At 41.0% G+C, this 25,408-nt stretch carries 23 protein-coding genes and 1 pseudogene; 17 read left to right on the plus strand and 7 right to left on the minus strand.

Going from position 1 to position 25,408, the window contains the following annotated elements; genetic code table 11:
* The 10 genes from AXE77_RS06845 to AXE77_RS03540 form a co-directional block, all read left to right on the plus strand.
* A partial coding sequence (locus AXE77_RS06845) for a leucine-rich repeat domain-containing protein (protein WP_276308803.1) occupies nt 1-2,163 on the plus strand: 2,163 nt, incomplete at its 5' end.
* 611 nt (nt 2,164-2,774) lie between these two features.
* Nucleotides 2,775-4,025, plus strand: coding sequence for a Fic family protein (locus AXE77_RS03500; RefSeq protein ID WP_116712172.1), 1,251 nt, complete (start codon nt 2,775-2,777; stop codon nt 4,023-4,025).
* A gap of 8 nt (nt 4,026-4,033) precedes the next feature.
* Nucleotides 4,034-5,062 carry an FAD:protein FMN transferase gene (locus AXE77_RS03505; protein ID WP_165846061.1) on the plus strand — a complete coding sequence of 343 codons (1,029 nt, stop codon included), beginning with the start codon at nt 4,034-4,036 and terminating at the stop codon, nt 5,060-5,062.
* Between the two features lie 222 nt (nt 5,063-5,284).
* A complete protein-coding gene (locus AXE77_RS03510; RefSeq protein WP_116712174.1) occupies nt 5,285-7,003 on the plus strand; it encodes an FTR1 family iron permease in 1,719 nt (572 codons plus the stop codon).
* A gap of 119 nt (nt 7,004-7,122) precedes the next feature.
* Nucleotides 7,123-7,755, plus strand: coding sequence for an iron transporter (locus AXE77_RS03515; RefSeq protein WP_116712175.1), 633 nt, complete (start codon nt 7,123-7,125; stop codon nt 7,753-7,755).
* Between the two features lie 88 nt (nt 7,756-7,843).
* On the plus strand, nt 7,844-9,115 hold the full coding sequence (locus AXE77_RS03520; protein WP_116712176.1) for a DUF2318 domain-containing protein: 1,272 nt from the start codon (nt 7,844-7,846) through the stop codon (nt 9,113-9,115).
* A 12-nt stretch (nt 9,116-9,127) separates the two neighbouring features.
* The gene (locus AXE77_RS03525; RefSeq protein WP_116712177.1) at nt 9,128-10,462 is read left to right on the plus strand and encodes an ABC transporter permease; all 1,335 of its coding nucleotides are present in this window, start codon (nt 9,128-9,130) and stop codon (nt 10,460-10,462) included.
* Complete coding sequence (locus tag AXE77_RS03530) at nt 10,452-11,735, plus strand: ABC transporter permease (protein WP_116712178.1); 1,284 nt, start codon at nt 10,452-10,454, stop codon at nt 11,733-11,735. Before AXE77_RS03525 ends, AXE77_RS03530 begins: the two co-directional genes overlap by 11 nt.
* A gap of 62 nt (nt 11,736-11,797) precedes the next feature.
* Entirely contained in the window at nt 11,798-12,643 is an 846-nt protein-coding gene (locus AXE77_RS03535; protein WP_116712179.1) for an ABC transporter ATP-binding protein, read from the plus strand.
* A 55-nt stretch (nt 12,644-12,698) separates the two neighbouring features.
* Nucleotides 12,699-13,322 (plus strand): FMN-binding protein, encoded by a 624-nt coding sequence (locus AXE77_RS03540; RefSeq protein ID WP_116712180.1) that lies wholly within the window; start codon nt 12,699-12,701, stop codon nt 13,320-13,322.
* A gap of 12 nt (nt 13,323-13,334) precedes the next feature.
* On the opposite strand, the gene AXE77_RS03545 is transcribed toward AXE77_RS03540, so the two are convergent.
* Complete coding sequence (locus AXE77_RS03545; protein ID WP_165846051.1) at nt 13,335-13,571, minus strand: hypothetical protein; 237 nt, start codon at nt 13,569-13,571, stop codon at nt 13,335-13,337.
* A 236-nt stretch (nt 13,572-13,807) separates the two neighbouring features.
* Between AXE77_RS03545 and AXE77_RS03550 the strand changes: the two genes are divergently transcribed.
* Nucleotides 13,808-14,152 (plus strand): hypothetical protein, encoded by a 345-nt coding sequence (locus tag AXE77_RS03550; RefSeq protein WP_019260650.1) that lies wholly within the window; start codon nt 13,808-13,810, stop codon nt 14,150-14,152.
* Between the two features lie 26 nt (nt 14,153-14,178).
* Here the strand turns inward: AXE77_RS03550 and AXE77_RS03555 are convergent, their stop codons facing one another.
* A complete protein-coding gene (locus tag AXE77_RS03555) occupies nt 14,179-14,682 on the minus strand; it encodes a hypothetical protein (RefSeq protein WP_116712181.1) in 504 nt (167 codons plus the stop codon).
* Between the two features lie 193 nt (nt 14,683-14,875).
* Between AXE77_RS03555 and AXE77_RS03565 the strand changes: the two genes are divergently transcribed.
* The 4 genes from AXE77_RS03565 (at nt 14,876) to AXE77_RS03580 (ending at nt 17,550) form a co-directional block, all read left to right on the plus strand.
* Complete coding sequence (locus AXE77_RS03565) at nt 14,876-15,616, plus strand: response regulator transcription factor (RefSeq protein WP_116712182.1); 741 nt, start codon at nt 14,876-14,878, stop codon at nt 15,614-15,616.
* Nucleotides 15,610-16,833, plus strand: coding sequence for a sensor histidine kinase (locus AXE77_RS03570; protein WP_116712183.1), 1,224 nt, complete (start codon nt 15,610-15,612; stop codon nt 16,831-16,833). The genes AXE77_RS03565 and AXE77_RS03570 overlap by 7 nt, the downstream gene beginning before the upstream one ends.
* A gap of 253 nt (nt 16,834-17,086) precedes the next feature.
* A complete protein-coding gene (locus tag AXE77_RS03575; protein ID WP_004134118.1) occupies nt 17,087-17,380 on the plus strand; it encodes a DUF2089 family protein in 294 nt (97 codons plus the stop codon).
* The gene (locus AXE77_RS03580) at nt 17,377-17,550 is read left to right on the plus strand and encodes a hypothetical protein (protein WP_004129684.1); all 174 of its coding nucleotides are present in this window, start codon (nt 17,377-17,379) and stop codon (nt 17,548-17,550) included. Before AXE77_RS03575 ends, AXE77_RS03580 begins: the two co-directional genes overlap by 4 nt.
* A gap of 215 nt (nt 17,551-17,765) precedes the next feature.
* Here the strand turns inward: AXE77_RS03580 and AXE77_RS03585 are convergent, their stop codons facing one another.
* The 3 genes from AXE77_RS03585 to AXE77_RS03595 are packed head-to-tail and all read right to left on the minus strand — an operon-like array spanning nt 17,766 to nt 20,122.
* A complete protein-coding gene (locus AXE77_RS03585; protein ID WP_116712184.1) occupies nt 17,766-18,938 on the minus strand; it encodes a sensor histidine kinase in 1,173 nt (390 codons plus the stop codon).
* 34 nt (nt 18,939-18,972) lie between these two features.
* A complete protein-coding gene (locus tag AXE77_RS03590) occupies nt 18,973-19,626 on the minus strand; it encodes a response regulator transcription factor (RefSeq protein WP_116712185.1) in 654 nt (217 codons plus the stop codon).
* A gap of 34 nt (nt 19,627-19,660) precedes the next feature.
* On the minus strand, nt 19,661-20,122 hold the full coding sequence (locus AXE77_RS03595; RefSeq protein WP_116712186.1) for a hypothetical protein: 462 nt from the start codon (nt 20,120-20,122) through the stop codon (nt 19,661-19,663).
* Between the two features lie 493 nt (nt 20,123-20,615).
* Here AXE77_RS03595 and AXE77_RS03600 point away from each other — a divergent pair, with 493 nt between their 5' ends.
* Both AXE77_RS03600 and AXE77_RS06850 read left to right on the plus strand, forming a co-directional pair.
* Nucleotides 20,616-21,887, plus strand: coding sequence for an ATP-binding protein (locus AXE77_RS03600; RefSeq protein ID WP_116712187.1), 1,272 nt, complete (start codon nt 20,616-20,618; stop codon nt 21,885-21,887).
* A gap of 39 nt (nt 21,888-21,926) precedes the next feature.
* Nucleotides 21,927-22,055 (plus strand): annotated as a pseudogene (locus tag AXE77_RS06850) (helix-turn-helix domain-containing transcriptional regulator); the annotation flags it as partial.
* Nucleotides 22,056-22,144: 89 nt separating this feature from the next.
* Here AXE77_RS06850 and AXE77_RS03610 read toward each other — a convergent pair.
* Nucleotides 22,145-22,816: an ABC transporter ATP-binding protein gene (locus AXE77_RS03610; protein WP_116712188.1), complete on the minus strand. Its 672-nt coding sequence runs from the start codon at nt 22,814-22,816 to the stop codon at nt 22,145-22,147.
* Between the two features lie 6 nt (nt 22,817-22,822).
* Nucleotides 22,823-25,021, minus strand: a complete 2,199-nt coding sequence (locus AXE77_RS03615) for a hypothetical protein (RefSeq protein WP_116712189.1) — start codon at nt 25,019-25,021, stop codon at nt 22,823-22,825.
* Nucleotides 25,022-25,408 lie beyond the last annotated feature (387 nt).

The raw sequence follows: 25,408 nt of genomic DNA on the forward strand, positions 1-25,408 counted from the left end.
ATTGCCGATGGCTGTTGTTCCTCTACTGGTTTGGAATTGTTGATGTTTCTTGCCAGCTCTGGTATTGCCGTGTACTGTCTTCGCGCACTGCAGCGTGTAAGAGAAGAAGAAAGGATAATTATGCTAAAGAAAAAAGCAATAGGTGCTTTTGTTGCTGCTGCTACTTTGCTTAGTGGTTTTGCTTTTGCGTCGCTTGCTCCAGTTGCCTTTGCAAGCACTAACGACAACACTTCTGGCCAAACTGGTCATAGTGATAATGATGTTATTAATTTTGCAAGTGATTATTTTAAAGAAAAAGTACTTGACGAAGTTAAAGCAATCACCGACGAGAATGGACAAAAAGTTTTCCCAGATAATTTGAAAGATATTACTTATGGTCAGGCTAAAAGAGTAGAGTTTTTGAATCTTAGTGCCGATGTATATGGTTATTCAAAAGACAAGGATGGGCATATAACCTATATGAGTGCAAATGCATCTCCTAAAGTTGTAGACATTTCTGATCTTAGGTATTTCCCGAATCTTAAATATCTCAGGTTGTCTTTTACAAATGTAGAGAATTTAAAACCTCTAAAAAATTTGACAAAGTTAACGAATTTAGCTATTTCTGGGTGTGAAAAGGTTTCTGATTTTTCTGTTATTCAGAATCTAAAGAATCTTGAGAATTTAAATGTATCTGAAAATATTCAATTAAAAAATATTAATTTTGTTAAAGATTTGACAAATATTAATCGATTAGAGTTCAACGGAACAAGTGTTTCCGATGTTAAGCCTCTCGAAAAGTTGAATAAGATGACTTGGCTTGATCTTCATAGTACTAAAGTTTCCGATATTTCTGCTCTTAACAGTATGAAAGAATTGCAATTTTTAAGTTTTTCTGAAACTGGCGTTAGTGATATAGATGTTGTCAAGAATTTCAAAAAACTTTATGAATTATATATGGAGGATACTAAGGTAACTGATTTAACGCCTATTTCGGATATAACAAACCTTGTAAATCTTAAGGCTAATAGTTACGTCGCGCATATAAAAAGCCTTAAGCCTCTTGAAAAGCTTACAAGACTTTCTATGGTGACTGTTTATGGTAATGGCTTTACAAGTGATCTTTCTGAATTAAAGAATCACAATGAGCTTACCTCGTTGCAGTTGAATAACATAAACGTTACTAATATAGACGCACTTAAAACCGCAACGGATCTTATGGATTTAGATATACATGGAGCGCTGTCTGATATCTCTGCGTTGAAGGATCATGATAAACTTAAGATTTTGAGTATTGCATCTCCTAATTTGTATGATATATCTGCTCTTTCTACGGCTACTGCGCTTGAGTCGTTTTCACTTTATGGCTCTAAGGTAAGCAATGTTCAGCCTCTTAGCGGATTAACAAAGTTGAATTACTTGAGTATTAGCTGTAATCCAATAACCGATATATCTTCTCTTAAGTCTGCAAGTAGTCTTAGAAGCCTCTATGTAGATAATAGGGTTAGCAAGGAAAGTATAGAAACTGTTAAAAAAGCGATTGCAGGGGTTAATATTTCAGTAGTGCCTTCTGATGTGTGCCCAGCTAATTATGGCATTCCAACGTCAGATGTAGATTCTTCTTCTACATCTACTGTTTCAAGATTAGATAAGCATTCTAGCCCAAAGTTAAACTCTTCGATTAGCAAGACTGGCTCGCAGCCTGCTCCGGAGTCTGGTGAGTATTGGGGTTCTGAGGGTTCTGGCGATCCTGATTGGGATTCTTTTGATTCTGATGATTTTGGGGATTCTGATGGTTCTGACGATTTCGTGTCGAACACGGTTTCAGATTCTTCAACTTTGGCGCTTGACTCGCTTACTCCTGCGCTTGACGACAATATTGATTTTAGCGAGATGCTAGATATGACTGATTTTGATGTTGATGCGTTGGGTGATTTGTCTGATTTTGGCAACATGAACGTCGGGGATTTCGTCGGCACTGATAGTGCTGATAACTCTGGTGACGCTGGTATTCCTAGTGGTGTAGATGATTTCAACATTGGTGATTTCGATCTGTCTGATTTCGATTTTGCTGATTTGTTGGATGGTCTTGGTGATTTGGATCTTGATGGTTTAGCTACTGCTGATGTTGCTGATGCTGATTCTTCTGTTCCAGCTGTGCCTGTTGGTGTTGTAGCTCGCTAGGTTGGCTGACATAGTGTAGTTGCTATAAGTGAAAAGATTAAGGGTCTTCGTTTGCGTTCGCTTGTTTGCTTGCTTGCATTCACACTCGAAGGCCCTTTTTGTATTGGCTGCGCGTTCTGTTTATTGGGTTCCTAGGCTTGTGTGAATATTGTCTCACTTCGCAAAATTAAAAAATTTTCAAATTTGCGAAGTGGGATTTGCTTGACTTTGCGAAATTGATTTTGCTCGGCATTAAAGCGTGTAAACCATGCTACGCCGAAACAAGTGGCGTTATGTTGATGTCGCCGACGCTACCGATGCTTCTATAGTGCGTTTTTGCAAAAATGTCGGTATAGATGAGTATTTTTTGCGTGCTATGCCTTCATTTTGCGAAAATGTCAGTATAGATGAGTATTTTTTGTGCGCTATGCCTTCATTTTGCAAAAATGTCGGTATAGAATAGATTTTTACGTTAGCTATGCAATCATTTTGCAATAAATACGCTATTTACATATAAGCAAAATGTTGAAAGCAAAAATATTGCAAACTTAATATTGCAAAATATTAAATAACGTAAACGCAATAGGGTAAACGCAATAATGTAAACGCAATAATGTAAACGGAGCTGCATTATGGATTACAAAACAATACGCAAAATAGTTGCAATGTCTAAAAGTAATGCAAAACCTTGCGATATTGCGGAAGAAGAGTATCGTTTGCGCATTGATAATCCTGCAACGTATCGTTCTGGAATCGTATTTGATGGTCATGAGATTTTTGCAATGTGCGTAACGGATCTTGTGACGCACATGAATGATATTGCGAATACTGAAAAGGCGGTTGAAAAGGCGTGGGACGATTTGCCGCGGTTTGCTCAGCGCGAGTATTTAATGCAACTTATTGCAAAAGAAGTGCAAAATACCAACATTATTGAGGGTGTACATAGCACTAGAAAAGAGCTTTCCAAAGCGCTTGATGCTGCTAGCGAGCAGAATAAGCATACGCGTTTTAGTGAATTTACTAAGCTTTTTCTTGAGCTTGCAGATTCAAATGAATGTGACACTTCGATTCCACAAACCTTGCAAGATATACGAAAAATCTACGACAATATTATGCAAGGTGAATTAGAATCAGGCGATATTCCAGATGGTGAGATTTTTAGGAAGAAAAAAGTAAGTATTTGTGATGGTGCAAATAATGTAGTGCACGATGGCGATGCAACGGAAGCGGAAATTCAAGATCATTTAACGCAGATGTTGAGTTTGATGAATAGTAACGAAGTTCCAACGCTTATTAAGGCGTGCATGTGTCACTATGCTTTTGAGAGCGTGCACCCGTTTTACGATGGAAACGGTAGAACTGGGCGGTTTTTGCTTGCTTTGCAATTGCATGAGCAGCTTTCGATGCCAACAATTTTGAGCTTAAGCTCGGTAATTTATGCAGAAAAATCTGGATACTATGCTGCTTTTTCCAAATCGCAAGAACTGTTTAATTGCAATGATTTAACTATGTTTTGCTGCACAATGTTGGAGTATGTTGAAAAAGCGCAGATCGAAGTGTTTGAGAATATTAGTGTGCAATTAAAGCACATTATTTACTGTATGGGTAAGTTGCGTGAGCTTTTCCCTGAGGAAGAAATTTCTAAAGTGCAGCGTGAAGTTCTGTCTATTTTGTTGCAAAATAAGCTTTTTTCGTATGATCCAACTCCGATGACTCGCAAGCAATTAAGTGAATATGTTGGAAACGCGATTGGTGAGCAGGTTGGTGAACGAAAGATCGTGAGTGCGCTTAACGGTTTGATTGAGCTTGGAATGATTGACTCGGTGGGCGAACGCCCTCTTCGGTATGAGCTTTCTAAAAAAGCGAATGAAATGTTTGAGTGAAGCAAGCGATGTTTAGGAATGTAATGGCGATTGAGCGCGCGCTTGGGACGGGGATTATTATCTCCAGCAGCGTGCCGATTTCGCAGCGCGTTGAGAAGCGGATTCGCGCGTTTGTTGACGAGTATGAATCGGTGCTTTCGCGATTTCGTGCGGATTCGCTAGTTTCGCGCATGGTTCGTGCGGAGGCTGGCGGCGATTTTGAGTTTCCAACGTGGGCTGAGCCGCTTTTTGTGCTCTACGACGAGTTTTACGCTGCCACTTGCGGAGCTTTTGATGCATGCGTTGGCGCGGATTTGATTGCGCTTGGCTACGATAATTCTGTGCAATTCGTTCCGGAATCGGCAGCTAGCGCGAGTGATGATAGTGACAGTTGGGCTAATTATCGCCGCGCTCTTCCAGTTAAGTGGGGTGATATTTCGCGAGATGATGGCAGCACAACGCTTCATGCAAATCAGCCAGTGCAGCTTGATTTTGGGGCAGCTGGGAAGGGCTATTTTGTAGATCTCGTAACGCAGATTATTAAAGACGAGCTGGGTGGCGAGATGTCTGCGGATTGCGATTTTTTGGTGAACGCAGGCGGCGATATGCGCGCTTGTTTTAGCGATGAAGATTACCAAATAAAAGTTGCGTTAGAGAATCCTTTTGATGCGACGCAAGCCGTTGGGGTGGCCTCAATTGCAAGCGGCGCGTTGTGTGCTTCATCTGCTGCAAGAAGGCGCTGGACAGTAAAAGACGCAAATTGCCTTGCAGACAACGCTTTTGAATCTAATCTAATTGCAACTCACTTAATCAACGCTTTGGATGGGACTTCTGCGCAAAAACTTGCTGCGAGCTGGACTTACGTTCCTGCTAAAACTTGCGATTTTCCAACTGCTTACGCCGACGCACTCGCAACTGCGTTGTTTGTATCGCAAGAAAACAATTTGCAAAAAATCGTGCAAACTGCCCGCGCTGAGTTTGCTGTAATGCTGCCCAATCGCACGGATTGCCAAGTTCGCGCAACGTCTGCCTTCCCAGCGCACTTTTTTGCTGAATAATCACAGAAAAGATTGATAATTATCGTTATCAATATCATTTTCGCAATATTTGCGTGTTTTTTGCGACGGACTATATCAATCTAGTTGATATATCGATATTATGTACCTGTGGGGCCTTTGTAATGGCAAGTTTTAGTTGGGAGTGCTCGATTGGGGTAGAGCACATGGGAATACAAAAGCGCGAGAAGCGTGAGAAGACGCAAAAGAACGCGAGGAGATGTTATGCGCGCGTGTGTAAAAGTGCGCCAAATTCGTGGATTGGCCGCACTGATGCTGGCTGTGTGCGTGTTGGTAAGTTGCATGGTGGGCTCGTTTGTTGTAACCACGCCGGCTTTGGCAACAGATGCAGATCGTTCGTATGCTAGCTGGTCGGCCGTTTCTAAAGCAATAGACGACGAATTCCAGCAAGGTCAAAGCGAATATAAAAACGGGAATAATTCCGGCGCTGCCACCAGATTCCAGGCAGCATACAATTCCGTTTACGTCGCTTCAAACATGATTACCGTTGTGCGAGATACCTTTGGTCAGAACAAAGTTCAGTCGCAACAAGACCAATTTCAGCAGCTACAAACGTTGGTATATCAACAAAATCAAGCTTCACAAATTGATTCCGTAGTGACTACTTTGCAAGCAGAGATTGCACAAACTGCAGCTCAACTCGACGCAAACGCTAAACTAGACAAACCTGACGTTTACGCACAAAAATTGCGCGCGCAAATCAAAGCAGAACGCAAAAAACTAGACGCTGCAAAAAAGAAGAATCTTGGGCGTAACGGTCGCACGTGGAGCCAAGTAGCGCAAGAAATGAACGTTATTCTCGACAAATCTGTTGCAACCTACAAATCTGCGAAAGGAAACAAGTCACAAGTCGCAGCGGCAGTTGATTTAATTAACGAAGCATACTACCAGTATTACGAAAAGCTCGGTTTCGAAAAAAACGTAATGAACGCAATAAGCGGAAGTCGTGTTTCAACTGTCGAATATCAGTTCAAAGAGTGCCGTCAAGCAATGAACAACGGCCAAACGATCGAACAAGCCAAAAAGTTTGTGACGGATCTTAAAGCAATGCTTATTGAAGACTCAGCGAAATTAGACAAAGGCGCATCTTCAAACGCGAACCCGTTTATGCAGTTTATAACCAGTTCCTTCGGTCAGGCTTTTGTGATTTTGCTTCGCGAAGGTTTGGAAGCTCTGCTTGTTGTTGCAGCAATTATTGCGTACCTGATTAAATCCGGCCACAAAAACATGGTTAAGTACATTTATTTGGGACTTGCGGCAGGCATTGTGGCTTCGTTGGTTGTTGCAGCTCTGTTCAGCTTACTTTTCAACGGTTCCGGACCTCAGCAAGAGATTACAGAAGGCGTGGTTGCGTTGTTTGCAATGCTCATGCTTCTGTACACAAGCAACTGGATGATTTCGCGTTCTTCCGTACAAGCGTGGAACAAGTATATTAGCGAGCAAACTACAGCTGCTGTGTCTAAAGGTAGTTTAATTTCGCTTGCGTTGCTCAGTTTCCTTGCGGTGTTCCGTGAAGGTGCGGAAACTGTAATCTTCTACCAAGCTATTTTTGCGGTTTCAAACGGAGCTGACTCCATGATTTGGGGAGGTTTTGTTGCTGCGGCTGCAGTTCTGGTAGTGATATTCCTACTTATTCGCTTTGCTTCCGTTCGCATACCAATTCGCCCATTCTTTACTGGCACAAGCGCTCTTATGTCGGTGCTTGTGGTGATTTTTGCCGGCGGCGGCGTGCACGCTCTTATCGAGGGCGATGCGCTCGCGGGTATGTATATTCAAGGCTTGCCAACTAACGATTGGCTTGGATTCTATCCGTACGTGGAAACAATTGTGGCTCAAATTTTGGCTGCAATTGTTGTGATTTCGCTACTGTGCGTATCCATTGTGCGCAGCCGCGCAAAACGTGCGGATATCAAACAAAATTAAAAATCAAAACTAAAAACCAAAATTAAAAATCAGACTAATAATCAACCAAAATTAAAAATCAAAACTAAAAATAAATAATAAAAAACAAGTCAATAATTAACCAATAGAAAAGGTTAGATATGAAGAATAATAAGATGATGACACTTGCTGCCTTGACGCTCGCAGGCTTGCTTGCGCTCGCCGGCTGCGGTTCCAATGGAAACTCGGCAAAAAATGATGCCAAACCACAGTCAACCGAGCAGAAGGCTGATGACAAGGGTGGAGATAAAGGTTTTGAAGAGGTGCCAGTTGGCCCTCACCAGGATCAAAACATTGGACCTCTTACTATCGGTGCCGTGTACTTCCAGCCAGTGGACATGGTCCCAGCTGGCATGGGTTTGAAGGCAAGCGAGGCTAGCTTCCACCTCGAGGCGGATATTCACGCAAATAAGGCAGGCACTAAGCTTGGCTACGGCAAGGGCGAGTTCATTCCAGATTTGACTGTGAACTACGAGATTGTTGACAAAGCAAGCGGCGAATCCGTTGGCAAGGGCACTTTCATGCAGATGAACGCTTCCGACGGCCCACACTACGGCGCAAACGTTAAGCTCGACAAGGCTGGAAACTACAAGCTCGTGCTTTCAATCGAATCCCCAGAAAAGAAGGGCTGGATGCTTCACGTCGATCCGGCTACCGGCGTAGACGGACGCTTCTGGACTGAGCCAATCAAGGCTACTTTCGACGACTGGAAGTACACTCCTCGCCAGTGGTAGTAATAATTAGTAATAGTTGATACTAATTATTAGTAGTTATTAGTAATTATTGAATAATAGATGATAGTTGATAGCAAAGGAGGGAGTTATGCTCAGACTGTTCGTAGCAGTGCTTCCTGGGCTGCTCCCTCTCATGCTACTTACCATGGGCTTAAGCGTCTCGCTTACGGTTGGTGAGGGGCGCGATAGGCCGTTAAGTGCGCGCTGGAGACTGTACGGATTGTCATTTGGCACAGTCGCGGCACTTATTTTTGCAATTCTTCGCGCGTCGGTAGTAATTAACCAACGCAACTTTGTTAATATGCCGGCGTTGTGCGTTGCTATTCCCCTTGATATTACGGCGATTGCGGCAGTAATTCGTTCTCGTAAAACTGTTGAAAACTGGCGCGAACACCCGCTTCCAATGCACATAAGCAACGCAATTGGCGCGTGCGCGCTAGCACTTACCGTATTTTATGCGCTTCCGGACGTTATTTTACAGCTTACGATTTTTGTAGATTCAAGCACGCCTCCTTTTACATCCGACATGCTGCTTCGTGCGCTTGGATTCGTGCTTGGCGTTATTGCTGCAATTTGCCTGAGTCTTATGGTTCGTTCATTGCGGGCCACATCTAACGCAATTTCCTTCAAAATTGCGATTGTGCTCAGCATGATTATTCTTCTCGTACAGCACGTAACTTCACTTTTGCAGATTATGCAAGGAAGCATTCTGCTTTATATTGACGACTTTTCTTTCAGTGTGCTTGTTTGGCTGATTAACAATAATCCGCTAATGATTATGGCGCAAATTAGCGTATTTTTGATTCCTGCAGTTGCTTCTCTCGTAATCGGTTTTAAGACGGCAGTAGTTGGTGAAAATGCTGCAGAAATCCGCACGAAGCGAGCATTTAAGCGGAAATCTCGAAAGTCTGCGCTCGCAGCACTTTTGGCTGCGGTTACGGTAATACTTACGCTTACTGTAGGCGTATCTGTTATGAATATTAAGCCAACTTTAACACCGCCTGAACCGTACGAATTGCACGATGGCTTGGCAACTATCAACTTTGTGCAAATTTCAGACGGTCACCTTCATCGCTTCCAATACAAAGCAAAAGACGGCACTGTGATGCGCTTTATAATCATTAAAAAGAATGGTGGAGCGTACGGCGTTGGCTTGGATGCTTGCGAAAACTGTGGCGATGCGGGCTACTACGAAAAAGACGGTAAGATTATTTGTAGAAAGTGCGACGTAGCAATTAATTTGGCAACTATTGGTTTTAAGGGTGGTTGCAATCCGATTCCGTTCCCGTACAAGGCTGGGCATGGCAAAATCACAATTCATACTGCTGATTTAGACGTGCTTAGTTCGCACTTTAAGTAAGGAGCAACGCAAATGTTTATGGTGCGTATGGTTGCTCGATCTCTTGTGCGGCAAATAAAAAAGCGTCTGCTGATTGCGCTTGTAGTGTGCTTAAGTGCGTGCGTTAGTGTGTCAATGCTTAGCGTTGTGTATGACGTTGGAGACAAGATTAACGCAGAGCTTAGTTCGTACGGTTCAAATATTGTGGTTCAGCCAAAATCTAACGCTGTGGTAAATGATTTGTACGCTTCTCGTGAGCAAACGAATTCCGCTACTTTGCATAGTTTAGCTGCTGCAGAAAGCCAAGAGTCCACTGCTTTTTTGAAGGAATCGGATGCTGCGAAAATTAAAATGATTTTCTGGGCTTTTAATATTACGAATTTTGCGCCAAAAATAACGGTTCACGCAAATCTTAAGGCAAATTCTTCCGCAAATTTAGTGGTGCCTATTGTTGGAACTTGGTTTAATCGTAAGCTTGCGCTGGCCTCAGGGGAGACAACTGTTGTTGGCGTTCAAGGGTTGCGTTCTTGGTGGAAAATTCGTTCAGGTCGTTGGGCAAAAGATAATCAATCCGAGGCAATGGTTGGTTCGCAGCTAGCTGAGCGTTTGCACTTAAAACTTGGTCAGCGTTTGCGTTTGCTTCGCGACGGGCGCGAGGTTTCATTGCGATTGGTTGGCGTATACGATTCTGGCGACGACGACAATAACGCAATTTACGCAGATTCTAGTAATGCTCAAAGCCTTGCAAATAAGCCAAATATGGCTGATTTGATTGAGGTAAAAGCGCTTACAACTCCGGAAAATGATTTAGCGCGTAAGGCTGCTAAAAATCCTGCGGCACTAAGCCAAGAAGAATGGGAGACTTGGTATTGCACGGCTTACCCGAGTTCGATTACTTACCAAATTGAGGAGGTAATTCCGGGAGCTGTTGCGAAGCAGGTTCGTCAAGTTGCAGCGTTGCAGGGTAACGTATTGAATAAGACGCGCGCTGTGATGGTTTTGATGACTGCGTTGAGTTTGATTGCTGCTGCTGTTGCTGTAGCAAATCTTATGGCTGCTTCGATTTCGGAGCGTTCCGGCGAACTTGCCTTGCTAAAGGCTTTGGGAGCGCGAGATGGTGCTGTTGCTCGTCTTATGCTTATGGAAACTGCGGTTATTGCGTTTGCAGGAGCGTTGCTTGGCATGGTTTTGGGCTTTGCAATGGCACAGATTATTGGTTTTACGGTGTTTGGATCCGCGATTTTGTTCCGTCCGATGGTGTTTGTGTTGGTGTTTGTGCTGCTTGCGTTGACCGTGCTTGCGGCTGCAGGTTCGTCGATTCGTTCGATTTTGAGTGTGCGTCCTGCGGAGGTGCTTCATGGCAGGTAAATCTTATATGACGTCGAATAATACGATGTTTATAACAATGCTATTTAGCGCGGTATTTCGTCGTAAGTCGCGCGCTGTGATGGCTGTTATTGCAACGCTTGTTGGTGCTGCTACGCTGTTTTGTTTGGCTGCGATTTGTATTGTTGTGCCTCAACAGATGAGCGACGAAATGCGCGCGTACGGAGCGAATATTATCGTAACGCCAATTGAAGGCGAGTGGAAAAACGGTATTGATCGAGCAATGGTTTTGCATACTAACGATATGGTTATTGCAAAAGGTGCTATGCGCTCTGCTACGTATCGTTACGAAAACGTGCGTATTAACGCAGCTCCGTATGTTTTAGCAGGCATTGATGTTCGTTCTGTAAAGTCGCTTAACAAGCATTGGAATGTGGATGGTTCCTGGCCGAGCGGCGGAAATGTTATGGTTGGGCGAGATGTTGCTTCGGCGATGGGCTTAAAAATAGGTTCTCGTATTGCGATTGCGTATCGTTCTTCGGATAATACTGACGGTTCGCATAAGCCGGCAGAAAAGTCTGCAAGTAAGTCTGCAAATCAGTCTGCAAATCAGTCTGCGCAAAATTCCTCTCAACAAAAGCTTGTTGAAGGCCGTGTTTCAACGGATATTATGGATACTCACGGCACAACTTTCCGCGTTTGTGGCATTTTGGACACTGGCGGCGCGGAAGATTCCATGCTTTATGCTCTTAATGCGGATGTGAATACTCTTATTGGTGTTAAGCGCGGAGCAGACGTGATTGCTTACTCATCTTCTGCGCCTAGCGTCGATGCGGTTGTTAGAAGCATTAACGATATGACTTCTATGCGTGTGCGCGCTCAGCAGGTTACTAAAGTTACTGCTGCAGATACCGGTATTGTTACAATGCTTCGCAGCCTGTTTTGGATTGTGTCGCTTGTTGTGTTAGTGCTGATGATGGTTGGTGTTAGCACTACGATTTCTTCGATTGTGCAGCAGCGTCGAAACGAAATTGGCTTGCGCAAAGCTTTGGGTGCAAGTGCCAAGAGTATTGGCGTGGAATTTACTGCGGAAGCTGGATTATACGGTTTCGTTGGCGGCGTTGCTGGTACGGCAGTAGGGTATGTGTTTGCTCGTTTGCTTGCAGCAATGGTGTTTGCTAGAGATTTGGGCGTGAATTGGTGGCTTGTTGCGTTTTCTGTGGCGTTTAGCATTATTGCGTCTTGCGTTGCTGCGTTGCCGCCTGTTTTGCGCGCTTCAAAAATTGACCCTGCGATTGTGCTTCGAGAAGAATAGTTTTAAGCGTAAATTTAGAGATTATTTAAGATTTGAGTTAAGGTTTGAGTTAAGGATTTAATATGACAGAGAATAAAGAAACTAAGCCGGAGAACGCGGAATCTGCGCCGAAAATGCTGTTGACTTTGGACCATATTTCCAAGATTTACGGCTCTCTTCGCGCGGTTGACGATTTGTCGCTTACTGTGCCAGAAGGTGAGTGGCTTTCAATTGTTGGTTCGAGTGGCTCTGGCAAGACTACGCTTATGAACATTATTGGCTGCATGGATTCTCCGTCTAAAGGTTCTGTGTCTTTGCAAGGTCGCAAACTTGAGGATTTGAACGCGGGTCAGCTTGCAGACGTTCGTAAAAACGTAATAGGTTTAGTTTTTCAAAAGTTTTATCTTGTGCCGCATTTAACGGCTGTTGAAAACGTTATGGTTGCGCAATACTATCATTCTGTTGTTGACGAAGCTCAAGCGATGGATGCTTTGGATCGAGTTGGCTTGAAGGATCGCGCTCACCATTTGCCAAGCCAGCTTTCTGGTGGTGAGCAGCAGCGTGTTTGCGTTGCTCGTGCACTTATCAACTGCCCGAAGTTGCTTCTTGCGGATGAGCCGACTGGTAATTTGGATGAAAAAAATGAGCAGATTGTGCTCGACTTGTTTAAGCAGCTGCACAATCAAGGAACGACGATTATTGTTGTAACTCACGATTCTTTGGTTGCTCAGTGTGCGGATCGCGAAATTATGCTTAATCATGGTGTGCTTGTTGGTGAGCGTTGGAATAATGAGGATGCGCGCAAAGCGTACGAGGCGATTGGTGGAAAGCCTGCGTTTACGAGTGCTCGCGTTGATGAAAGCGTTGCGGAAGCTTTACAAGACCATGATCCTACTAAATCGCCTAAATTAGCGAATTTAGATGATTAATTTTTTAGATGATTAGTTGCGTATAGTTTTAATAAGATTTAAAGGCGATGATTTTATGGTTTCAGATAATATGTTTCACGATGTTTCACGCTGCAATAATTTGCGTGATGATTTGAAATCTAAAAAAGTTGCAAAAACCGTTGCTACGCTTGCGATTGTAGCCGTGTCTTCTGCTATGTTTTCTGCTTGCGGCGAGCCGAGCGCTGTGCCGATGAACGATGAGTTTGCTGGAAACTCTGGTCAAAGCGAAAACGATAGTGGCAATGCTTCGAAGTCTTACGATTCTGGTGCTCAACAATCGCACGCTTCCGCGCAAAGTGAGGATTCACAAAATCAGCAAAATCAGCAAAATTCGCCTAAAACAGACACTGGCAATTATAAAGATGGCGATTACAAAATCAAAGCTACGTATGGTCCGGTTGCGGAAGATAGCATTGACGTGAATTTAAGCGTTGCAAATGGAAATATTAGCAGTGTGCAAATAACGTCTCATCCGTTTACGCCAATCTCCAAAAAACACATGAGCGCTTTCAGTGAGGCTATTCCAGGAAAAATCGTTGGAAAACCGTTAAAAGATTTGCATATTTCGGTTGTTGCTGGAGCAAGTTGGACTAGTGATGCCTTCAACAAAGCGCTTGACGTTGCTCGCCAAGAGGCTTCAATTCAATCCGCAAAATAATCTTGAACTACCTTAATCTTTGACTTCAAAAATAGTTCCTTCGTTGCGAATCATTGTTGCCATCATGACTCCGAGTGATGCCATAAATGGAATAATAGCATTACTGTATTCGTGCATGAACTGTACAAAATCATGATTACAAGAAATAATCGCAACGAACAAAATAAGGAATTCGACTGCTGTAAATATTGCCCACTTAAGAATCCAAATAAGCGTTTCTTTAATAAGTTTTATATAGTCCTTGCTCATGAGTTGTTTCCCTTCCAATTTGCTGTTTTGTTTGTGAGCATTGTAGCTAATTCGCGTACATTGCTTCTCGTTCATACGTATTTTGTATTTCTAGTATAAATATTGCAATTTTTTGCAGCAATATGATGTACTCAAAACTCAGTACTCAAGATTGCGCGGAAAATGTTTGTAATTAGACTTAAAGCAACGCACAAATGTGTTGCGCAAATACGTTACAAATACAAGGAGATACAAACATGAACAGCGCAAATATGGGTAGTGTAAGCAGTGATTTTGGTATAAACTCTTGGCTGCCAGAAGATAACGTAAACAAAATAGGAAACGCTAGTGAAAATAGCATTAATCAAATTCAAAAGCAGGAAGATAAACTTGCGGAAAATAGTAGCGAAGAGCTTTCACAAGATGAAATTGATGAATTAGCTAAGCAATTAGAAGAATTCTTTACAAAATATATTGTGCTAGAAAATGGCTCTTTTGTTGTAAAAGAGGATGCTATTATTGCAGACGGTTATGGCGATCACATAGAATATTTTCGCAATGCTGCAAAAGGATTAAATCTTTCAATGGAAGATCAACAATAAGATTAAATCCTTAAAGTCTTAAATCTTTAAAAATCGCTTTCGTCAATAGGGTGACCTTGTGGGCGCTTTATTACTCGCCACAGAATCACCAATGTTAAAACGCCATTTGCAATTCCGTAATAATAAATCCAAGGAACGTGAATAAGCCCACAAATAAAGCATGAAATAATATTTATTAAATTATTTGAGTAATTGTTGAGTATTTGCTTATTTTGTGATTCGACTTTTTTGCGTTCTTGCTCAAGAGTAATTATGTAATCTTTGTTGTTCTCTATATTCTCAACATCACTACTTATGCTGTTAGCGCCCGCGCCGCTAAGCTTAGATATATTATTTTCTATATACGCATTTTTTGCTTTAATAACGCTGTTGAGCAAGAAAAAATATGCACAAGAATACATTGCAACAGAAAGAAGTCCTAAAACAAGCCACAAAGCGAAAAGGTCAAAGCTACGCATAAAAGCAGCTGCTGAGGCGAACGCCATCGCAGCTACTTCTGCGGAGTGCAATACTACTAGTCGTTTTGTCATATAATCCTGCTGCAATCATTATTAAAAATGAATTTTCAACGCAACCAAAAGTCACATATTGTTACTTATTATAATCACATTTGACTTACATGCATTACTTGTAATCATTTATTACTACACGATTTGCTCTACTTTGCGCATGCTTATAAAGTAGAATATAAGAAAAGTAGCATAAGATTGCAAGAAAGCCATTATGCAAAAAACGTATGCAATAGTAGATAACGACCCATTAGTTTTAGCGGTTATGCGAAACGTGCTCAGCAAGCTTTTGCCAAGCGAGTACGCGTGCAAATGGTGCGTAAAATCAGGCGTGCAAGCTTTGAAATATTGCCAAGTAGCAAAAACTACTCCAGATTATATTTTGATTGATATGTCAATGAAAGACATGTCTGGAGTAGACGTAATACGCGCAATTCGTGAGCAAAACAACAGCATTATTTTAATTGGCATGACTTCGTACGAGTGCAAATCCTACGCTTCGATGGTTGCGCAAGTTGGTGGGCAAGCGATGGTTGCTAAAGACAATTTCAAAGGGCTAGCAGAAGCTTTGCAATATTGCGATAAGCAGAATGTGTATGGCTGCCGTTGCGTTAAAGACGTTGCTTACGATTTTGCTACACCGCAAGAATCTTTTATTAGGCTTTCTAAATCAAGGTCGCGCAGCGTTTTGCCGCCTCAAGAACTAAAAATTATGGATCTGCTTACTAAAGGTTACACAACGAATCAGATTGCGGCTCAACTTGGTCTTATGCCAAACACTATTAACACGCATATTCATAGAATTTACAAAAAATTGCATGTTTCTAATCGCGTGCAAGCAATATCCGCGTTTGCTGCAATGCAAAATCGTGAGCAAGATAGCAATATGCAATATTTTAATGATTCGCCGCAGAATCATCCGAATTTTTTGCAAGAAACGGATAATGCATGTTAATGAACACATTTTCGCGCGTTATTGAGTTGGTTAAAAGCTGGAAAATTCAGCGAACTTTATTCATAATATTGGCGATTCTTGTAGTGTCAATGGATGTGCAATCTTGTAATACAGCTGGGTTGTGGCACAATCCATTACAATCTGCGTGCCAATACGTTTGGATGTTCACAATATTTCTTTTGATTGCTTTTTCGCGTCAAATATCCCTCGTAACTCCGATTTTGTATTGCGTAACGTTAGCAGTGCCAGGCATAAATGCAACTTGCGTTCTTTTTTCATTGATTGCTAGCATGTTTGTTGCAGGCTTTTACGATTCGTGGAAGTATTTGTTTTGTGCGTACATAGTTTCGCTGAATATTATGTACTTTGCAAAGATGGCGTACATTCCGCTTACTTTTCCTTGTTTTATTCTTATTTCCATGATTTGCGGTTACGTTTTGCGAAAGTATTTGACCATGTTGGAGGAAAATAATCGCGCAAAAATGGATATTGTGCGCGGCGAATTCCAGTCTTATATTGCGTCTGTTGCATTGCAATTGCACGACGATGTGAACAATGAGATTACGGATATTACGCTGCTTGCGACTGATGCTTTGTATGCCGAGAAAAGTGATCATACAAAAGAATCGTTAGAGCAGATTATTGAACATTCGCGTAATGCGCTTTCCAAAGCGAGACTTGTTATCAGCCTGCTTGAGCAAGCTGAGCATAAATATGATGATTCTTTAGATTCAAATATTGCCAGCACGCAGTTCGTTTATGGTTCTAATAGCAATGATCGCATAAGTTTGACTGATTTCTTATGCAATATTCGCGCACGATTGCAATCTGAGCGTAAGATTTGCGAGCAGCTTGGGTATTATGGCTCTTTAATAGTAAATGATGAAAGTTCGGGGAGTGGTGATTTTACTGCATCTGCAACTGTTAGTACTGAAAAAGCTCAATGTGCTATTCGCATGTGCAGCGAGCTTCTTGCTAATATTCGCAAGCATTGCAATACTAGCGTTGATTTTTCTATGAATGTTACGGTTGATGAGCGAGAATGCAAAATAATGTGTATGAATTCAATTTCAATGTTGAACAAGTTTGGCGAAAGGCTTGTTTTTGGTAAAGGACTATTGTTCCACAAAAAATCTGTGGAACGTTTAGGTGGGTCTTTAAACGCGCAAAAAGATGATGACACTTGGCTGGTCAACGTTGTTATTCCGCTAAACTAGCAGCACACAAATCGCGCATTATTGTGGCAAAAATTGCAAAATTAGCAAAAACTGCCACGATAACTCCATGTTCTCATATGCCACGTAAATATATCTTTATTATTTTGGCGGCAAACGGCAATTTTGGCGACATAAAAATGTCGCTTTGTGCCATATCTCTCATGTTTATTCTTGACAAACTCATACAACAACTTTAATATTTTTAATAAAAGTTTAATTTAATTAAAGTTTATAGGCTGAAGAAAGGGGTGATATGGATCATATTCCAAGATGGATGGCTAATCTCACAGACGAAGACATGTCGTTTATAAAGAACTTTGTATTATCGTCTGGATCGTTAAAAGAAATGTCGCAAATGTATCAAGTCTCTTACCCAACGATGAGAATCAGGCTTAACAGGCTCATTGAAAAAATTCGAATAAGTGACAATGAACCAGAAGACCCGTTCGTTCTTTTAGTAAAGAGTCTTGCTATTGACGATAAATACGATGTTGACACAGCTCGAACACTCATAAACGAATATAGAAAAAGAAAGGATGAATCATGAGCTATGCATTATTTGGTCCGATAATTGACATTCTTATCGCACTTGTTATATGTGCTTTAGTGTTCTTTATTGCAAGAAGTCTTATTCGCTATGCGCATTCTCTTAAGAAGGACGATAAGTCGTCTAAGCAGTCTGCAGAAGATAAAAGAATTGCGTTACAGGACTTATAAAACACAAAAACCGAGTTATCGTGGCAGATTTTGCTAATTTTGCAATTTTTGCCACGATAACGCTTATAGCATAGCAACAAAACAGAATTATGTATCACAGATTAACCACTTATTTGCACTTGCTGCACATAAACGCGTCCAAATACTCGATTGGAATAGGTCCAAGTACTCGATTAAAGCGCAAGAAAGCACAATAATTTATTCTTGCACAATGACTATTTCTCTGCATGAAGCGGAACGTGTACATTAATAATCCACGAATCACCATCTTCAATAACTTTAAAAGTTCCGCCAACTCGTTCCGCAAGCATCTTATGAAAACGCAGTCCATATCCTAATTGCAAGTTAGCAAGAATACCGCGTTGCGCACTATTTATACACGTAATATGACATTCATGGTCATTAAGCATGACATTCATAGCGTATTCTTTAGGCTTTGCAGCATGCTTTTTTACGTTCGCAAGCAGTTCTCTGCAAATATATTCAATTTGAGCACATTCTTCAAAAGGCAAATGCGCTGATCTCGAATCTTCAGCAGCTAAATCACTACTAAAGTCAATGGAACCAATATAACCAAGCTTTTCAAACGACTTTTGCTCACCATCAAATAAAAGGCGTAATCCTGTGCAAAAATCTTTATAACATGTAGTCGATTGCATAACATCGCCAGTGCTTGCAGTTGTAGCATTGTCAAGAAGAGAAATGATATTACGTGCTCTATGAACAGTTGTAGTAGCACGTTGAAGAATCTCTTGCGAATTTTCATGCTCTTGCTCATGAGTTGTTTGAGGTTCAATAGATTGTTGAGCCATCATCATAATGCTGGAAAGCTCATTAGTTACTTCATCGTGCATGCGAATTGCTGCAATAGTGGCATATTTTTGAAAAACGTTGTAACGCTGCGCAAATAACTGTTCCTGTTGTTGGTGAATAGTAGAAATATAGTATTTTACGATTGCGCTAGAAATAAGAGTGATAAGAAGCCACCACGCTAACACATAAGCGTTTTGAAAATCGCAGATAATAAAGAACCATGAAGATACTCCGCAAGAAGAAAGCACGGTGTACCAAGGTTGAGTAATTACAGCAATTGCCAAACAAATCAATATGGTAAGCATCATAGATGAGTAGTTGATATTGGGCGCAATAATTACCAACGGCATCCAAATGAGCACAATAAAAGATGCTTTACGAGGCCATATTGCAATACATAAGCAGATTACAATCCATACTATTTCAACCGTAATGGCATGCCAATTAGAGTAGTAATGAAGATTATTATAGGAAAAAATTTCAAGAATCAAAGTACAACTTATGATCACACCAATTCCAATTTTCTGCCAGGCATCATGCGGCAAAAAATTGATCATACGCATTAATAATTTCATAACTACCTACTTTTACACGTTAATTTCTTACACGTTATATGTCATGCGAATATTTTGCGAGCGCGGCAAGTGCCTGCATTCGACTTCGGACTTGAAGTTTTCCATAAATACGCCGTAAATGCGTGTTTACTGTTGAAACTTTCACATTAAGCTGATCTGCAATCTCTTTCGTAGAATACCCCTGTTTGCACAAGCGCATAATTTCCGATTCTTGAGGAGACAAAACTGAAGTCTTCAGAAGTTGAGAAATCATATTAAATGATTCTTGCGGAGTGTGAAAATAGTCAATATATTGTGGCAATTCTGGACACCCGTAGCTTGTTGCGCGCGATTGGATAGCTGCAACTACGTCTGATAAATTGTCTTTATGTACTAGCGCTTGACCACCTGACTTAGCAACTTGCAATACGTATTCATCTAACATGTAGGAAGTAATGCCGATTAAAACAATATTGCTATTGCGCTCGCGAATTGCTTTAATTACATCAACGCCACTCATTTCTCTCATTGACATATCTACTAAAAGTACGTCAGGAGTATTTTCTGTAACGCAACGATGAATAGCTTGTTTTGCAGAAGAACACATCCATGCACAAACAAAGTTTTCAGGCAAACGACTTTTCAGAAGAAGTTGCATATATCGCAATACAAGCGTGTCATTATCAACAATTGCGTAAGTAGTGTTCATACAATATATGGTATCTTGTTTCGGAATTTGCTTATCAAGAGATGTGCGATTGTATTGTTTTTCTCAAATTATCAAGATTGTACACATTAAAGTGCCATACGCTAGCACTTTCCGTTGGCACACTCCATTCTTCGGTTTTGCCATTCGCAGTAAAACGAATTATTTGAGTTGTTGGCTTACTTATAACTTCAAAATTAGTGAGTTGATTCCACGCAATACGACGAAGATACTTATCGTCTAATTTAGCTAGATTACCCGAGCCTAAAATGACATTCGGATTAACAATAATAAACTCATTATTAGTGGCAGCAATAATACGCGCAACAACGCTTTGCGCTACATAGAATAATTTAGGTAATAAAAATAGTTTGATTAAATCTTTCCACCAAGGGTCGTATTTCATAGTAAGCACATACGTCTTATCAACTGAAAGATTGTGATCTTTAAAGTACTTGACGATATCTTCTTCTCGTATACCGCGCAAAGGATTAGTCATAATAAGCACCTCCTCGTGATTCTTGTTTTGTAAATTACCAACATACTAACGTGCAGATTTTATCTACACAAATAGGCGTACCTATTTTTAACGATAGTGCTTTTAGAAAACTTTTTAAAAACTTTTACTATTAGCAGTTTGTATGTTCTCAACAATCAATATTTAAGAATATTTCCGTTTTGGAAATATTCTTAAATAGAAGCGTACTTATGGAGTTATCGTGGCAGTTTTTGCTAATTTTGCATTTTCTGCCACGATAACTCTTATAACATAGCAACGAAATAGCATTCTGCATCACAGATTAACTTCTTATTTGCGTTTGCTGCACAAAGCCACGTCCAAATACTCGATTAAAAAGCGTCCAAATACTCGGTCAAAAAGCGTCCAAATACTCGATTAGAATAGAGCCAAATACTCGATTAGAATAGAGCCAAATACTCGGTTGAAATATGTCCAAATACTCGATTGGAACGCGTCTAAGGGAGATTCTGATATGAAAGAATATTATGAAAGAGTTTCTGACAAGGTGTTGCTTGAACATTTAAAATCTAAAGGCGCTGTTCTTATTGAAGGCACGAAGTGGTGCGGAAAAACAACTTCTGCGAAGCATGTTGCCAACAGTTTCATTGAAATGGATCGTCCAGATATGACAGAGCAATATCAACAAATGGCTAGAATTAAACCATCATATCTTCTGAAAGGCGCCACTCCTCATTTGATTGACGAGTGGCAGATTGCTACAAATATTTGGAATGCAGTTCGTTATGAAGTTGATCGCAGAGGAGAATTCGGGCAATTTATTCTTACTGGTTCTTCTGTTCCACTTCACTTGAGTGAAGGAACACATACGGGGACAGGGAGAATAGTGCGTATGCGTATGCGTACAATGTCTTTGTTTGAATCTAAGGATTCAAGCGGCGAGGTGTCAATAGGAGACTTGTTTCATGGGAAAGAAGTTTCAGCTATAAATCATCATAGTATTGAAGATATCGCTTTTTACATCTGTAGAGGTGGATGGCCGATTGCTTTGAATCGCAGTGAGAAAGTTGCATTAACACAAGCTTTTGATTATGTTGATGCGGTTGTGAATGATGATATTTCTAGAGTGGATGATTTTCAGAATGTGCCTGAGAGGACAAAACGTTTACTTAGATCATATGCAAGAAATGTTGCTACGCAAGCTTCTTTGGAGACTTTGCGTATGGATGTAATAAGCAATGATGTTGATACATTTGACAAAGAAACTCTTTACAGCTATATCAATGCGCTTAAAAGGATTTTTGTTATTGAAGACTCTCCAGCGTGGAGTCCGAATCTACGTTCGAAAACTGCAATCAGAACGTCTGATACGCGATACTTCGTTGATCCATCTATTGCAACTGCAGCACTTGGCCTTGGTCCCACAGATTTAATACATGATTTAGCACTTATGGGTTTGATTTTTGAAAATCTGTGCATAAGAGATTTAAGAATATATGCTGATGCATTAAATGGAAACATATATCACTATAGAGACAAGACTGGGCTTGAGTGCGATGCTGTTATTCATTTGAGAAACGGCGATTACGGATTGATTGAAATAAAGCTAGGTGGAGACAAGTTGATTGATGAAGGTGCATCAAACTTACTAAAACTAGCAAATAAAATCGATACAGAGAAAATGCATAAGCCGTCGTTTTTGATGGTGCTATGCGGAGTTGCGCCATTTGCGTATCAGAGAGAAGATGGAGTGTTCGTTGTTCCGATTACCTGCTTGAGAGATTGAGATGAGGTTTGAATTTTACCGCATTCATTGAACTCTGCGAAAGTCGAGGTTGGAAGGGAAAGCCTTTACAAAAGCTTAATATGCGACGGAAATCCTAGCTTTCGGACTATTGCAAAGGTTGTTCAAGCGTTAGGTGAGCGTATTGCAATAGAACAAGCAAATGCGTGACATGCACAGTTATCGTGGCAAAAATTGCAAAATTAGCAAAAACTGCCACGATAACCCGAAATTTAACGAAGAGAAGAGAAGCAATGCAACTACCGAGCTAGCGCCTCAATATGCAACACACGATCACATCGCTGAGCAATCAAAGGATCATGCGTCACTACAAGCAAGGTCTTGTTATATTCTTTATTCATCGCTTGCAATTGCGCAAACACTTTATCAGCAAGATCTCTATCAAGTGAACCCGTCGGCTCATCTGCCAAAATCAACGAGCCAGGTTTCAGCATTGCACGAGCAATCGCAACTCGCTGCTGTTCACCACCAGAAAGCACAGCAATACGGTCATTTTTAGCATACTCAATACCGAGTTCATCAAGAACTTTATCAATCATTTGGTGTTTAACAGACTTTGACTCTTTATTATATGCCATTGCAATCCACAAATTATCAAACACAGTTCGATCATTGAGCAATGCAAACGATTGAAATAAGTAGCTAATATGATAACGACGTAACTTAGTAGCAGCAACAGAATTGATAGCTGGAAGTTCTTTGCCAGCAATCTTTATTTCACCTTTATCATATGTTTCAAGCATGCCGAGAATGTTGAGAATAGTGGATTTTCCAGAGCCAGAAGCCCCCATTATTGCTAACGATTCTCCTTGTTGCACACTAAAACTAAGATTATGTAAAACCGGTCGATTTCCATATGATTTATAAAGATTGCGTACGCTTATTAAAGGTTCAATACCATTGTTTTGCATTATCAACTACTCCTTTACCATAGAAGTAATGTGTTTATTACTCAAATAATATGTTTGTATCGTCAATAATATGAGTTCAATAATTGCCGAAATCAGCACATATATCATGCCAGAACGAGTACGTTCAATCGAAGCAATAACAAAAAGCGCTCCTTGAACGATTCCCACAAGCAAGAACGGCATAGAAAATATGCGTAATAGCGAAAAACCAAGCAATCGTTTCACTGCAATACTTTCTTGATAACATGCTGCAAACATAGCAATAACCGCTATAAGCAATATCAACATAAGCAGGGTAATAAGCAGAATTACACTACCAAACAATTGCAACGTCTGCATAATCGTCTTTTGATAGCCTGCAATGCATTCTCCTACTTGTAAGAATTGAAGATGATTATCATCAAGATGATACCGTGCAGTATAAGCGTCGCTCAGATATCGAGCTGCTGCTTGATCATTCAATTTAATATAACTATTGTCAAGACCGCCAGCAAGTAATGATTCACTTTCAGACGCATTCAAATTATCACTCGTCGCATAAAAAATAATAGGATCTTTTACAATAACCTTATGATGGATATCTGTGGACCAGTTAAACCACTCGCGAGAAGGATGATACGTGCGGAATGCGAATTGTGGATGCATAGTAAACTTGGTCGAAACATCAGTAGACGTTAAGTTGTCTGACTCTTGAAGCCACCGCCTCATCGAAGTCTGCTCTTGAGGATTATACGTATCGGGAATGAAGTAAATGCGCACACCCTGACGAGCAAGGTTTTTGACATCGCTATCTACAGTAAACCCTTGATCTTGCAAGTACTTAGGAGATGCCACAAACGACCAGAATGGCTTAGAAGGCACATGCTTATATACGCTACCATTGCGCCAATCTTGTAGTATATCCGCATCAAAGAAACTTGTGTAAACAAGCCTTACTCCTGGCTTATCCTCAATAGAACGATACCATGCAAAAGCATCTTTGGCATACTGCGTCGATTGACCAGATACCGAAGCACCATCTTGCCCTACAAGACGGTGATACATAATTCTCTGGTTTAATACAGGATGCCACAAACGAGCAACTTCCACACTTTTCGTCAACTCGCCTATTGGCCCATCTATGCTATGCACACCTTCTAATACGCATGTTGATGCAATAGCATAAACGAGTGCAAGAGCAATAAGCATACCGCGTTTGGTAATACGATTACGAATTGCATCTACTGGTTTCACAGAAATAATCATCAAAATAACTAATGCACTGAGAAGCAACACAACTGCAATAACTGGCAACGCTATAATCAGCGCCTGCATTAACAATTGAATATTCCATATAAATCCGCGAGTAAATAAACTCATCACGATACAAACAAGAGGATATACAGCGAGCGTTGAAACAAGCATCGGCATAAGGTGACGCAAAGCAAACGATGAACGCGACCAACCCAACAATAAGTAGCTTCCCAATGTTCTATACGAAAGATACCCATCAGCAATTATCGTAATGCCAAGAAGCAACACTGTTACAATGCAAACAATAATAAAAGTAAGTTGATTAAAACTATTGGATCGTGCTATTCCAGATTTTCCACGTTGAAAATCTTGGTAGGTCGTACCAGCGATGCGAGCAGCTTGAGTAACTAATGCATGGTAGTCTCGATTGGAAAGTCCCACAATCCTGTAATCACCAAGCTTTGTTTTACTATTGTTGACGAGGGCATCTAATTGACGAACAACTAAACGCGAACCCTCAATGGAAATAGCGGGAAGATCAGCAAGCATATCTGCTTTTGCCATATCAAGTCCAAGCGTTTTGCTACTTTCGCTGTGCAATAATTGCGTAAAGGCATGCGATGTCAGAATCGGCGTTCCGAGATACGACAAAGTAAGCAAATCATCTTTACCCCGCGGATTGCCAAATATGCCAAGCTCAAAACCATCTACACCAGCATCACTCGCTGCCAAGCGCATATCATTACGAACCACAAAAGCATTATGCTGAGCAACAGTCTTCTTGAGTAATGCATAAATTTGATCAGCTTTGTCTTCTGTCACACCGCGTAATGAAAAAAGGCGACTCGTTTGCGGATATATAGCAATACAATCGCTCAAGGAGTCGTTCATTTTTGTCAAACCTAACAGCGATGCAAATAATGCAAGCAGAAGAACAAGTGCGCATGACAATGAACGCAACAATCGAGACATCGCATCCCCTATAATAAGTTATTCATACATACAGATTATTTACAATCCCAATATGCAGTAGCACATGGAACCAATGCCATGGAAACTGCTAGTACTACTGTCGATACAATACGTGAAATTTTCTTCATCGTAAACCTCCAACTTATTTATTGGGGGGGGGGGCAATGTGCCTCCCACTGACATGATAGATTTACTTATTCGTTGCGTCAACAAGAAATGCTAACGACGCTTTTCAATCGAGTATTTGGACGCGCCTTTGCGCAGCAGATGCAAGTAAGCGGTTAATCTGTGATGCAAAATTCTGTTTCGTTGCTTTTTATATACGTTATCGTGGCAGTTTTTGCTAATTTTGCATTTTCTGCCACAATAACGCGCGACTGCGTTGAG

The organism is Gardnerella massiliensis (assembly GCF_003408845.1).
Lineage (GTDB): Bacteria > Actinomycetota > Actinomycetes > Actinomycetales > Bifidobacteriaceae > Bifidobacterium > Bifidobacterium vaginale_H.